We start from the raw sequence: 12,870 nt of genomic DNA, 5'->3' as shown, positions 1-12,870 counted from the left end.
TATCGCTTGCGCGATACGCATCCTGCGGAGTTTGCCTGCGCGAAACGTTTTTTTGCTTGCGGGAGGAAGGAAAGAGGTGGCGTGCCCAGTGCGGGCACGCGGATTGATGTGGAGAGAAAGGAGGTTTCGCTGTGGTGAGGTCTATCGGGGCGGCAGAGAATGTAAAACAATCCAAATCTGGCGATTTTTGTTCCAGATTCCATTTTTCGTTGCGGTTGGCCACATAAAAATCGGGCATTGAGGATGTGGCGTCAACGTTTCCTTGCTCTGAAAAGCAAATTAATACAGGTATAGCAGAAATGCTCCGCATATTTGTATGTTTTGCAAGGATGTATATGCAACAAGAGGGGCAATTTATGTGGCCAATCGCCTGTATTTTTTTGTTTTGGAACAAAAATTCCCAAAACTGCCTTTATTAAGGAACTAAAGAATGAAAAAAAGCGCATGCCAGGCTTCCCTTTAGTTGCATTTTTCCTAGGCTCGCTGCCAAAGGAGCAAATTATTTTCGAAATTCGCATTCAGCTCGCCGGCGTCCTTTAGCCATGACAGGTAGGAGCGTACCGTGCTGCCTACCAACACGTATTGTTCAAAATTCATGGTTAAGCGATAATCGGTAAAAAGCTTTTGCAGAAGGGCTTCGAAGCACAGCGGTTTGCTGCATGATTCCAGGATATGTCCGGCAACCTCATTTACTTTGTCAATGTTGTATTGCGCCAGCTCTGCAACATGCTCCGTCGCCTCTGCATGGGCCGGTACAAAAATTTTTGCCTTTAGGGTTTTCACCATTTCCAGAGTGGACAGATACTCTTTAATATCGTAAATAAAGCCAATCTGGTACTTGTCCAGTGTTTCCCTGCTGGAAAGGCAGTCAGCGAGAAACACCACATCGTCCGGGGTGCGAAAGCCCACCATATCAAAGAAATGTCCCGGCAGAGGAATCGTTTCAAATCCATCAGGAAGATGGTCTTTGGAAAGACACTGGACATCGCTTTCCTGTGCCATTAGAAACTTGTGCCGCAGGTCTTTTGGCGGGCAGCCGCCATACAGAAAAGCCGGCTCCAAAACAGGGTGCTGAGTAAAGTCACATTCAATTCCCGGAGCGTAGATTTTACACCCGGTCTGCCCCTGCAGATATTTATTCCCTCCGATATGGTCCGCGTTGGAATGAGTGTTGTAAATCGCCGTCAAATGCCAGCCATTTGCGTCCAGGAGTTTGCGGACTTTGCGCCCCGCGTCCTTATCGTTGCCGCTGTCAATCAAACAGACTTCGGTGTCATTCAACTTTACAAGTCCCATTTTTGCCGGACTTTGAATATAGTAACTGCGTTCAGATACTTGTATCAGCTCGTACATGGTCTTTCCCCTCCGTTGATGTTATGGAAAATACTCTTATAAACGGTATACAGCACTTTTAAAGACATTATAGCATACCCATAGAAACAAATTTATATTTTGCGGGATATTGCATTAAATATGAATTAATCCTCCCCATCTTTACAAATGTCTTGACACCTGTAAAGAAATGTGCAATAGTAGAATCAGTATGTTTATAGTTTAATCGTAGGAGAAAGACAATGGCTGATATTGTAAACCAAATTAAAAAATTAAAAGAGGAAAAAGATGTGCTTATTCTGGCGCATTATTATGTAGATGAAGAGGTACAGAAGATCGCCGACTGTGTGGGCGATTCCTATTATCTCAGTGAAAAGGCCGTGGAAGCCACGGAAAAGGTCATTCTTTTCTGCGGGGTCTCCTTCATGGGGGAAAGCGCCAAGATTCTCAACCCGGAGAAGCTGGTGCTGATGCCGGATCCTACTGCCGATTGTCCGATGGCGCATATGGCTACGGCGGAAAAAATAAAAGCAGTCAGGGAACAGTATGACGATCTGGCAGTCGTTTGCTATATTAATTCGACAGCTGAGATCAAGAGGTATTCGGACGTATGCGTGACATCCTCCAATGCCATGAAGATCGTCAAGTCCCTGCCCAATAAAAATATACTCTTTGTTCCGGACGAAAATCTGGGGAGATACATCGCCTCAAAGCTTCCGGAAAAGAACTTCATTTTTAATGACGGCTACTGTTACGTACATAAAGATATCAAAAAAGAAGATGTGCTCCGGGCCAAAGAAAAATGGCCGCAGGCAGAAGTCCTGGCACATCCGGAATGCACGATGGCCGTACTGGAAGAGGCCGATTATATCGGCAGCACGTCCGGGATCATCAAGCAGGCAGGAGAAAGCGATGGGAAAGAGTTTATCATCTGCACCGAAACGGGGGTGTTCTATGAGCTTACAAAGAACAATCCGGATAAAGTATTTCATCCGGCAAAAGAACAGCAGATCTGTTCCGGCATGAAACAGATTACGCTGGAAAAAGTATTGCAGACACTGGAATCAATGGACCAGTCGGTAGAAATGGACGAAACGGCGCGCACACAGGCGCAAAGACCGCTGACAAAGATGCTGGAACTGGCCCAAATGTGATTGGAGAAGATCATGGAAAGCAAATATGATGTGATCGTCGCGGGTACCGGCGCGGCCGGACTGTTTGCGGCTCTCAGCCTTCCGGAAAACCTGAACGTGCTGATGATCACAAAGGACAAAACAGAAAACAGCAACTCCTACCTTGCTCAGGGCGGCATCTGTACGCTGAGGGAAGAATCGGATTTTGAAGATTTCTTTGAGGACACTCTGCGGGCAGGAAGATATGAAAACAACCATGAATCCGTCAAATGCATGATTGAAGGAGCGGCAGAAGTCAACCGTCAGTTGGTTTCCTACGGAGTGGAATTCGATCGGGGAGAAGACGGAGATTTTGACTATACCAGAGAGGGCGCTCACAGCTCGTACCGCATCCTGCATCATAAGGATGTGACCGGCAAGGAAATCACCGGCAAGCTGATCGATGCGGCCAGAAAAAGAAAAAATATTCATATTGAGGAATATACTCTGATGATGGACCTGGTCATGGAGGGAAACCGCTGCTGCGGAATCGTAGTCAAGGACGCCGGAGGGCAGCTCCGTCAGATTCAGGCAAAGGCAGTTATCCTGGCAACAGGTGGTATGGGCGGTCTTTTCGAACATTCCACCAACTTCCGCCATATCACCGGCGACAGCTTTGCGATGGCCTCCAAGCACCACATCAAATTGAAAAATCTCAATTACATACAGATCCATCCCACAGTGCTTTATTCCAACAAGCCCGGAAGAGGGTTCCTCATTTCCGAGTCTGTTCGCGGAGAGGGCGCGATCCTGATCAATAATAAAGGGGAACGTTTCGTAGACGAACTCCTTCCGCGGGACGTGGTATCGGCGGCCATACAGGAAGAAATGCGAAAGACGCGAAGCGACTGCGTATATCTTTCTCTGGTGGGTAAACCGGAGGAATGGATTCGAAACCGTTTCCCCAATATCTATCAAAAATGTCTGGAAGAAGGCTACGATCTGTGTAAAGAGCCGATTCCCATTACACCGGCCCAGCACTATCTGATGGGCGGAATCGAAACCAATACCAACGGCGAGACTTCCGCGAAAAACCTCTATGCGGTTGGTGAGACCGGCTGCAACGGTGTTCACGGAGCCAACCGTCTGGCCAGCAATTCGCTTTTGGAAGGACTGGTGTTCGCAAAACGGGCTGCGGCCTTGATCGAAAAATCCATTTCCTTGATCGCTTACGGCACCAAGAAAGTCGATCTGGCGCAGTATGCGGACGAAGAGGCATGGCAGGCTGCCAACCGAAAGCTGATTATGAATGAGATAAAGAGAAGGGATGAGAAGTTCTATGATCAATGGTGTGACCATAAAAATTAACGTGGACAAATATTTGCTCAGCGCATTGCAGGAAGATATCACCGGTGAGGATGTATCGACAAACGCGGTCATGCGTGAAGAGAAAAAGGGAATCGCCGATTTGATCTGCAAGCAGGACGGAGTCATCTGCGGACTGGAAATCTTTCGCAGAGTATTTGAACTGCTGGACGAAAAGATTCTTTTCAAAGCTAATTTTCAGGATGGCGATGAGGTAAAAAAGGGTGATCTGATCGGTATTCTGGCCGGGGATATCCGGGCTATTCTCTCGGGAGAGCGGACGGCGCTCAACTATCTGCAGCGTATGAGCGGGATCGCTACCCATACCCGCGACATGGCGGCCGAGCTGGCGGGAAGCGGGACGAAGCTTTTAGACACCAGAAAAACGACACCTAATATGCGAATCTTTGAAAAGTACGCAGTAAAAATAGGCGGAGGAAGCAACCACCGCTACAACCTTTCCGATGGGCTGATGCTGAAAGACAATCACATCGGCGCAGCGGGCGGCGTGGCAAAAGCCGTTGAAATGGCAAAGGAATACGCGCCTTTTGTGCGCAAGATCGAAGTGGAGGTTGAGACGCTGGAGCAGCTTGAGGAGGCTCTGGCCGCAGGCGCGGACATCATTATGCTGGATAATATGGATAATGATACGATGCGGGAAGCGGTAAAGCGGACCGCCGGCAGGGCGGAGCTGGAATGTTCCGGAAACGTGACAAAGGAGCGGCTGCGAGAGATCGCTGCCATCGGTGTCGATTACGTTTCGGCCGGTTCTCTGACCTATGGAGCGCAGATCATGGACATTTCTCTTAAAAATCTGACTCCAACCGAGTAAAATAATGGAAACGAAGAATGCGGCCGCAGCTTGTATGCGGCCGCGTTTTGGCGTATACTAAGGAGGAAAAAGGAGGTAAGTATTATGATTTATTTGCATTTAGCGGACGGATTTGAAGAGGTCGAGGCAATGACAATTGTGGACCTTTTCAGGAGAGCGCAGCTGGAGGTGCAGACCGTTTCTGTTACCGGGAAAAAGCAGGTAACAGGAGCGCATCAGGTAACGGTGGAGGCGGATATTCTCTTCGAAGAAACCAACTATGAAACCTGCGAAATGATCGTGCTGCCGGGTGGAATGCCGGGGGCCGAAACCCTGGGGAATCACCAGGGGCTGACAAGTCATATCCGTTGTTTTGCGAAAAACGATAAATATATCGCGGCTATCTGCGCGGCGCCGATGGTCTTTGGCGCACAGGGTGTTCTGAAAGGGAAAAAGGCCACCATCTATCCGGGAATGGAAGATCGGCTGATGGGAGCTGAATATCAGAATGAAACAGTAGTCGTTGACGGAAAGATCATTACTTCGATGGGGCCGGCTACCGCCATGCCTTTTGCCCTCAAGCTGATCGAAATTCTGAAAGGCAAGGCCGCGTCCGATGAGGTGGCGGCAGGTCTCCTATGGGACAGAAAATAGATTTCCATATTCATACTTGGTTTTCCGACGGCTCCATTGCGCCGGCGGAGATTGTCAGTCAGGCAAAGGCAAAGGGATACGACAAAATTGCCATAACCGACCACGATGGAATCGACGGCATTGAGGAGGCCCTGGAAGCAGGCGAAAACTTGGGATTGGAAGTCGTGCCCGGCATCGAATTGGCGACAGAGACTGAAGAAGGCACGGGACTTCATATTCTGGGGTACCACATTGATATCGGAAACCAGAAGCTCCTGGAAGTGTTGGAAGATCTTCGGCAGAAACGGGACGCCCGCAACAGAAAGCTCTTGAAGGAGCTGGAGGATATGGGATATCCGCTGACGGAAGAGGATTTGATGCTGCGGCCGGGACAAAATTTTGTCGGCAAGCCGATCATTGCCCGGGCAATGGCTGCCAGGGGCTATGTGGAAAACCCGAAAGACGCTTTCGCAGAAGGAAAATTTTTGGAATCTCCCCGCGCTAAAAAGATTAAAAAGGAAAAGATGAAAACTGCCGATGCCATCCGACTGATTAAGGAAGCGGGCGGAATTGCCGTGCTGGCCCATCCTATTCAGATCCGCGATTTCGGAATTCCCGGAAGTGAAGAATTTTACCAAAAGGTAGACGAGCTGGCAGGCCGGCTGAAAAAAGAGGGCCTCGGCGGAATGGAATGCTACCACTGCGACCACAGCCGGGAGCAGGCCCTGCGGTTTTCGGAAATCGCAGAAAAACACGGCCTGCGGATCACACGGGGATCGGATTTTCATGGGACACAGTTTGAATAAAATATGATACTGCCGCATTTTGGAGCTGTCCGGGGGATGGCTCCTTTTATATTGCCTGCAAACGAATTTTACTGGAATTCTTCAAAAATATTAAAAAACACAGGTATAACTGGGACAAGCTGGGAATACTATATAACGTGTGCGACCAAATTCAGGCAGCGTTAAACCTGAAAACGCGCCCTTAAAATCGCACGCAAATACGAAGCTCCCGCAAGGGAGCAGAGAAAAAAGGAAGCGATATTATGAAAGAATTACCCAGTAGGAGCCGCAGGTTCCTGAAAGCAAAAAAGAAGATCGTCATGGGAAGCGCAGCCGTGCTTTTAGCTGCCGCCTCCATTGCGGTCGGAACCGCCATAGTACCGTCAGACTTTGAAGTACCCGTACTTTTAGCAAACGGAGAAGTAATCACACCACCCTGGTATGTTACCGCCAACGGGCAGCAGGTTGCCCTTGTGGACAGCAAAGAAGATGCCAGAGAAGTCGTAAAAAAAGTAGCACAGCAATACAAAAACAGTGAAACCGTAAAAATCGAAATAGAGGAGCAGACCTCTGCCAAAGAAATGAATCTGGAAAACGGAGATCAGAAACCGGAAATTCTGTCCGTAGAGGAAGCTGCTGCCGAAATAGCGTCTAAACAAGAGCTGACCGTCAAGACCACGGAAGTCATCACAGAAGATGAACCCATCGACTATAAAGAGGTCAAAGAAAAAACGGACAAGCTCTATGTGGGCCAGACCAAGGTTAAAAAAGAAGGCCGCAGCGGTCTAAAAAAAGTGACGAAGGAAGTCACAAAGGAAAACGGAGAAGCCGTCAGGACCGATGTTTTAAAAGAGGAAACCATCCAGGAGCCTGAAAACCAAATCGTGCTTACCGGAACCAAGGAAAAAGAAGAAGCTCTCTATACTGCGTCCAGAGGAACGGAAAAGCGGGGCAGCGGGCAGCTGGCCGCCCCGGTATCATCCATCCGCGTAACATCCAGCTTCGGCCCCAGATGGGGAAGAACACATCTGGGCGTGGATCTGGGAATGCCGACGGGATCACCCATTTCCGCGGCTGACGCAGGAACCGTTATCTTTGCCGGCTATTCGGGAAGCTACGGAAATCTGGTAAAGGTCGACCACGGCAATGGGATCGTTACCTATTACGCCCACTGCAGTGAGATTCTCGCTAAACAGGGGCAAACCGTGGAAAAAGGCGCGGTTATCGCCAAAGTTGGGTCCACCGGCAATTCCACCGGCCCCCACCTCCACTTTGAGGTCCGGGTAAACGGTCGGAACGAAAATCCTCTGAACTATTTGTAAAATCCCCCAAAGACCACAGCGGCCGATGGGAGAGGGCAGATCCTTTCACAAAATCAAAGGGGTGACAAATTTATCCGCACATTGTATAATATAAGGCAGGTATGCGTACCTGTCTTATTTTTAAATATATTGTAAGGATGAAAGAGGAGATACATGGCATTTTTTAAGGCAATAAGCGAAGACATACAGACCGTACTGAAAAAAGACCCGGCCGCGCGAAACGGCTTTGAGGTCCTTTTATGTTATCCGGGAGTATGGGCTTTGATCTGGCACAAGCCGGCTCACTGGTGCTACCGCCATCATATGAAATTGCTGGCCAGAATCATATCGCAGCTGACGAGATGGTTCACAGGTATCGAGATCCATCCGGGAGCAGTCGTTGGCAGACGATGTTTCATCGACCACGGTATGGCCGTGGTCATAGGAGAAACCACTGAGATCGGCGATGATGTCACTATCTATCAGGGTGTGACCCTGGGCGGTACGGGCAAGGATACGGGCAAGCGCCATCCTACCATCGGCGACCGGGTAATCGTCAGCTCGGGAGCAAAAGTTCTGGGCCCCTTTAAAGTGGGAAACGATGTTAAGATTGGAGCTGGTTCCGTGGTGCTCAAGGAAATTCCTGACGGCTGTACGGTGGTGGGGATACCGGGGACCATTGTTAAGAGGAGCAAACCGACCAACGAAGATCTCAACCAGGTAGACCTGCCGGACCCAATTGCCGTAGAACTGGAATGTCTGCGTAGACGTATCGTAATGCTTGAGAATAAATTGAGGGAACAGGAGAAAGGAAAAAAAGATGAAGATTTATAATACACTTACAAGGAAGAAAGAAGAATTCGTACCGATTGATAAGAATGAAATAAAGATTTATGTCTGCGGCCCTACCGTATACAACTATTTTCATATCGGCAACGCCAGACCCTTTGTGGTTTTCGATACTCTGAGAAAATACCTGGAATACCGGGGTGAAAATGTAAAGTTTGTTCAGAACTTTACGGACGTGGACGATAAGATTATCAACAAGGCCAGAGAGGAAGGCGTCGCTGCCGGAGAGGTCAGTGAAAAATATATTGAAGAATATTATAAGGACGCCGCGGCGCTCAACGTAAAGAAGGCTTCCGTTCATCCGAAAGTAACGGAGAACATGGATCAGATCATCGCCTTTGTAAAAGATCTGGTGGATCTGGGCTATGCTTACGAAGTGGACGGCGACGTTTACTACAGCACCAGAAAGTTCAAGGACTACGGAAAGCTTTCCGGTCAGAACATCGAAGATCTGGAGTCAGGTGCCAGGATCGAAGTGGGCGACAAGAAAAAGGACCCGCTGGATTTTGCCCTCTGGAAGGCCAGGAAGACTGACGATGAAATCGCCTGGGAATCCCCGTGGGGAATGGGACGCCCCGGCTGGCACATCGAATGCTCCACCATGTCCAAGCGGTATCTTGGCGACACCATCGACATCCATGCCGGCGGACAGGACCTCACTTTCCCCCATCACGAAAACGAGGTTGCCCAGTCGGAAGCCCACAGCGGCAAGCAGTTTGCCAACTACTGGATGCACAACGGATACATCACCATTGACAATGAAAAAATGTCCAAATCCAAGGGGAATTTCTTTACCGTAAGGGATATCCTCAAAGACTATGACGGAGAAGTCATCCGCTTTTTCCTGCTGTCGGGCCATTACCGCAACCCGATCAATTTCAGCGATACGCTCATGGAACAGGCGAAAAACGGACTTGCCAGAATGCAGAACGCTAAGAGCAATTTAAAACACCTCATCAGCACCTGCGAAGGAGCAATGACGGAAGAAGAAAAGAAAACGATCGAAGGCTTTGATAAATACAGACAGGAGTTTATCACGGCCATGGATGACGACCTCAATACGGCCGATGCCATTTCTGCGGTATTTGAGCTGATAACGGCGATCAATACTGCCGTAAAAGACGGCGCCAGCAAGGAATTTGCCGAAAAAGCGCTGGAAATCCTCATGGAACTGACCGCTGTACTGGGACTTCTGCAGCACGACGAAGAGGAAGGCGGCATTGATGATGATATACAGGCTTTGGTGGACGAACGTCAGGAAGCCAGAAAGAATAAGAACTTTGCCAGAGCGGATGAAATTCGCGATATGCTCAAAGAGCGCGGCATCACACTGAAAGACACCCCGCAGGGAGTGCAGATCATCAAAGAGTAAGCGATGGATATAAAGGAAGTAAAAGCGATCAATACAACGGCGCTGGCGTATCTGGGAGACGCAGTATACGAAGTGGCCGTGCGTAGGTTCATTATGGAGACCGGTCAGCACAATGCCGACCGGCTTCATCAAATCGCCGTAAAATTTGTGCGGGCGGAGGGACAGGCCCTGGCTGTTAAAAAGCTGATGGACGAGCTGACTGAGGAAGAGCAGGCGCTGGTCCGCAGGGCCAGGAACAGGAAGATTACCTCCAAGCCAAAGCATGCCGATCCGGTGACCTACAAGCTGGCGACGGCTTTCGAAGCCTTTGTGGGATATCTGTATCTGGCGGGACAGCAGGAACGGCTGAAATGGTTTATTGACCGGGCAATCGAAGTAATAAATAAAAACGGAGCATAATATGGCGAAAAAAAAGAAGCAGGTCCGTAACAAGGCCAGAGATGTTTTTACGGATTATTATACAACCAACAAACAATACGCAAAGGAAAACCGCGAGAGGCAGCAGCAGGAAGGAAAGCCGACCGGCAGGGAAGGCTGGAAATGGAAGAACCTTTCTTATACGGAAAAGACCTACCTGACAATAATCGTGCTGGGCCTGATCGGCATCTTTGTTAAATATGTGATTTTTTAGACAGGAGAAAAAATGAGCAAAGCGGACAAACTATTTGTGACTATGTGCCGGAATATACTGGATCACGGATTTTCGTCGGAAGGACAGGCCGTGCGCGCCAAATGGGAGGACGGGACTCCGGCTCACACCATCAAAACCTTCGGTGTGGTAAACCGGTATGATCTGCAGGAAGAATTTCCTGCCTTGACTCTCCGGCCTACGGCAATTAAATCAGCCGTTGACGAAATCCTTTGGATCTGGCAGAAAAAGTCCAATAACATAAACGACCTTAAAAGCCACATCTGGGACGAATGGGCCGATGAAAACGGCTCCATAGGCAAAGCCTACGGCTACCAGATGGGCGTGAAATATAAGTTCCCCCACGGAGAAATGGATCAGGTGGACAACGTTCTGTGGCAGCTGAAGCACACTCCCTATTCCAGAAGAATCATGACCAATATTTATAATTTTGCAGACCTGACGGAAATGGGGCTGGAACCCTGCGCCTACAGCATGACCTTTAATGTGACAGGTAACAAGCTTAACGCGGTTCTGAATCAAAGGTCTCAGGATATACTGGCGGCCAACAATTGGAATGTCGTGCAGTATTCCGTACTGGTGCATATGTTTGCCCAGGCATCGGGTCTTGTTCCGGGAGAGCTGGTCCATGTTATCGCCGACGCCCATATCTATGACCGCCATGTGCCGATCATAGAAGAGCTGATCGAAAGACCGCAGTATCCGGCGCCTAAGTTTACGCTCAATCCCGATATCAAAGATTTTTATCAATTCACTGTGGATGACATTAAAATAGAGGACTACCAGAAAAATCCGCAGATTAAAAACATACCCATCGCGATTTAGGAGATATAGATGAACGCAATTGTAGTTGTAGATGAGAACTGGAACATTGGCAGGGATGGAGGGCTCTTGGTCCATCTTCCCGGTGATCTGAAATACTTTAAAGAACGCACCTACGGCAAAACAGTCGTCGTGGGAAGAAAGACGCTGGAATCCTTTCCGGGAGCCAAACCCCTTCCGGGCAGAAAGAATGTGGTTCTGACCAGAAATATGGATTACAGCCCCAAGGACTGCCTTATCTGCCATTCCAAAGAAGAACTGCTGAAAACGCTGAAGGATGAAGAGGTTTTTATATCCGGAGGCGAGCAGATTTACCGCCAGTTTATGGACGAATGTCAGAGATTTTATGTCACCAAGATCTACGACTCCTTCCCGGCCGACCGTTCTTTCCCTAATTTGGATGAAATGGACGGCCTTACGGTCACCTGGAAAAGCGATGTACAGGAAGAAAAGGGCATCCGCTACCAATTTTTTGAGTATACGAGGAAATAGAATGACAGATACTATCATTGGCAGAAATGCCGTTATGGAGGCGCTGAAAAGCGGCCGTGAAATTGAAAAGCTGATCGTCGCCAAAGGAGCGGAGGGGTCTATCCGCAAAATTACCGGTATGGCTAAGGATAAAAAGATTCCCATTCACTACAGTGACAAGCAAACCCTGGACCGCATTGCCGCGGGGAAGAACCATCAGGGTATTGCGGCTCAGGTTTCTCAGTACACCTATTGTGAAGTGGAAGATATTTTAGAGCTTGCGTCCCAGAGGGGAGAAGATCCTTTCATTATTATACTGGACGGTCTTGAAGACCCCCATAATCTGGGCGCGGTTATGAGAACCGCGGAATGCTGCGGCGCTCACGGGATCATCATTCCCAAAAGACGTTCCGTAGGGCTGACGGAGACGGTGGCCAAGGCTTCGGCGGGAGCGATTGAATATATGCTCTGTGCCAAGGTACCCAACATCGGACAAACAATTGACAGGCTGAAGGAGCGGGGAATCTGGGTGGCTGCCTGCGATATGGGCGGTGAGCCGTACAGCAGACAGGATCTGACGGGAAAGCTGGCGGTCGTTATCGGCAGCGAAGGCGACGGCATCAGCAGACTGGTACGGGAAAAATGTGATTTTGTGGTATCCATTCCCATGAAGGGGAGAATATCCTCCCTTAATGCGTCCAGCGCGGCGGCAATTTTAATGTATGAGGTGGTAAGGCAGCGTGAAGGAAAAACGTTATGACGAGCTGACGGACGAACAGCTGGTGGAAATAGCCCAGGGAGGAAACCTGGAAGCGGAAGAATTTCTCATACGGAAATATAAAGAGGTGGTCAGTAGCCGGTCAAAGCTGTATTTCATCATGGGAGCCGATGGTGAGGATGTGGTTCAGGAAGGCATGATCGGCCTGTTTAAAGCCATTAAAAGCTACGACAGCAGCAAAGACGCATCCTTTCATACGTTTGCCGAGCTGTGCGTCAACCGACAGATTATAACGGCGATTAAGACGGCCAGCAGGCTCAAACATTCGCCGCTCAATACCTCCATTTCGCTCAACAAGCCGGTTTCCGATGAAGAACCGGACGGCACTTTGGAAGAAACCCTCTCCGCCGGCAGCAATTCCGATCCGGAGGCCCAGCTGGTACTCAAGGATGTGTTTGCGTCCATTATCAGTAATGAAGGAAACATTTTCAGCAAATTTGAAATGCAGGTCTGGAATGAATATCTGCAGGGAAAAAACTACAGGCAGATCGCCGAAAGCCTGGAAAAAAGCCCGAAAGCGGTGGATAATGCCATCCAGAGAACCAAGAAAAAAATTTTGATGTATTTATGTCAATAAATTAAACCTTTTC

General features: G+C 49.0%; 15 protein-coding genes. 14 read left to right on the top strand and 1 reads right to left on the bottom strand.

The window, feature by feature from the left end; all coding sequences use genetic code 11:
* Positions 1–474: 474 nt before the first annotated feature.
* Positions 475–1,353 carry an MBL fold metallo-hydrolase gene (locus tag NE619_RS16500; protein ID WP_256133569.1) on the bottom strand — a complete coding sequence of 293 codons (879 nt, stop codon included), beginning with the start codon at positions 1,351–1,353 and terminating at the stop codon, positions 475–477.
* Positions 1,354–1,574: 221 nt separating this feature from the next.
* On the opposite strand from NE619_RS16500, the gene nadA reads away from it, so the two are divergent.
* The 14 genes from nadA (at position 1,575) to sigH (ending at position 12,857) form a co-directional block, all read left to right on the top strand.
* Positions 1,575–2,486, top strand: coding sequence for a quinolinate synthase NadA (gene nadA, locus NE619_RS16495; RefSeq protein ID WP_256133568.1), 912 nt, complete (start codon positions 1,575–1,577; stop codon positions 2,484–2,486).
* A 12-nt stretch (positions 2,487–2,498) separates the two neighbouring features.
* A complete protein-coding gene (locus tag NE619_RS16490) occupies positions 2,499–3,812 on the top strand; it encodes an L-aspartate oxidase (protein WP_256133567.1) in 1,314 nt (437 codons plus the stop codon).
* Positions 3,784–4,641: a carboxylating nicotinate-nucleotide diphosphorylase gene (gene nadC / locus NE619_RS16485; RefSeq protein WP_256133566.1), complete on the top strand. Its 858-nt coding sequence runs from the start codon at positions 3,784–3,786 to the stop codon at positions 4,639–4,641. The genes NE619_RS16490 and nadC overlap by 29 nt, the downstream gene beginning before the upstream one ends.
* Positions 4,642–4,725: 84 nt before the next feature.
* Positions 4,726–5,274 (top strand): DJ-1 family glyoxalase III, encoded by a 549-nt coding sequence (locus NE619_RS16480; protein WP_256133565.1) that lies wholly within the window; start codon positions 4,726–4,728, stop codon positions 5,272–5,274.
* Complete coding sequence (locus tag NE619_RS16475; RefSeq protein ID WP_256133564.1) at positions 5,259–6,059, top strand: PHP domain-containing protein; 801 nt, start codon at positions 5,259–5,261, stop codon at positions 6,057–6,059. Before NE619_RS16480 ends, NE619_RS16475 begins: the two co-directional genes overlap by 16 nt.
* Positions 6,060–6,301: 242 nt before the next feature.
* Positions 6,302–7,360, top strand: a complete 1,059-nt coding sequence (locus tag NE619_RS16470; RefSeq protein WP_256133563.1) for a M23 family metallopeptidase — start codon at positions 6,302–6,304, stop codon at positions 7,358–7,360.
* Between the two features lie 153 nt (positions 7,361–7,513).
* Positions 7,514–8,173, top strand: a complete 660-nt coding sequence (gene cysE, locus NE619_RS16465; protein WP_256133562.1) for a serine O-acetyltransferase — start codon at positions 7,514–7,516, stop codon at positions 8,171–8,173.
* Positions 8,160–9,560 carry a cysteine--tRNA ligase gene (gene cysS / locus NE619_RS16460; protein WP_256133561.1) on the top strand — a complete coding sequence of 467 codons (1,401 nt, stop codon included), beginning with the start codon at positions 8,160–8,162 and terminating at the stop codon, positions 9,558–9,560. The genes cysE and cysS overlap by 14 nt, the downstream gene beginning before the upstream one ends.
* A 3-nt stretch (positions 9,561–9,563) precedes the next feature.
* Positions 9,564–9,959 (top strand): Mini-ribonuclease 3, encoded by a 396-nt coding sequence (locus NE619_RS16455; RefSeq protein ID WP_256133560.1) that lies wholly within the window; start codon positions 9,564–9,566, stop codon positions 9,957–9,959.
* Position 9,960: 1 nt separating this feature from the next.
* Complete coding sequence (locus tag NE619_RS16450; RefSeq protein WP_256133559.1) at positions 9,961–10,191, top strand: hypothetical protein; 231 nt, start codon at positions 9,961–9,963, stop codon at positions 10,189–10,191.
* A 12-nt stretch (positions 10,192–10,203) separates the two neighbouring features.
* Positions 10,204–11,034, top strand: a complete 831-nt coding sequence (thyA, locus tag NE619_RS16445) for a thymidylate synthase (protein WP_256133558.1) — start codon at positions 10,204–10,206, stop codon at positions 11,032–11,034.
* A gap of 9 nt (positions 11,035–11,043) precedes the next feature.
* The gene (locus NE619_RS16440; RefSeq protein WP_256133557.1) at positions 11,044–11,523 is read left to right on the top strand and encodes a dihydrofolate reductase; all 480 of its coding nucleotides are present in this window, start codon (positions 11,044–11,046) and stop codon (positions 11,521–11,523) included.
* A gap of 1 nt (position 11,524) precedes the next feature.
* Entirely contained in the window at positions 11,525–12,262 is a 738-nt protein-coding gene (rlmB, locus tag NE619_RS16435; RefSeq protein ID WP_256133556.1) for a 23S rRNA (guanosine(2251)-2'-O)-methyltransferase RlmB, read from the top strand.
* Complete coding sequence (sigH, locus tag NE619_RS16430; RefSeq protein WP_256133555.1) at positions 12,243–12,857, top strand: RNA polymerase sporulation sigma factor SigH; 615 nt, start codon at positions 12,243–12,245, stop codon at positions 12,855–12,857. The genes rlmB and sigH overlap by 20 nt, the downstream gene beginning before the upstream one ends.
* Positions 12,858–12,870: the final 13 nt, after the last annotated feature.

Source organism: Anaerovorax odorimutans (assembly GCF_024459955.1).
Classification (GTDB): domain Bacteria; phylum Bacillota; class Clostridia; order Peptostreptococcales; family Anaerovoracaceae; genus Hominibacterium; species Hominibacterium odorimutans_A.
The sequence above is the reverse complement of the archived record's forward strand: the minus strand, read 5'-3'. Positions and strand labels throughout refer to the sequence as shown.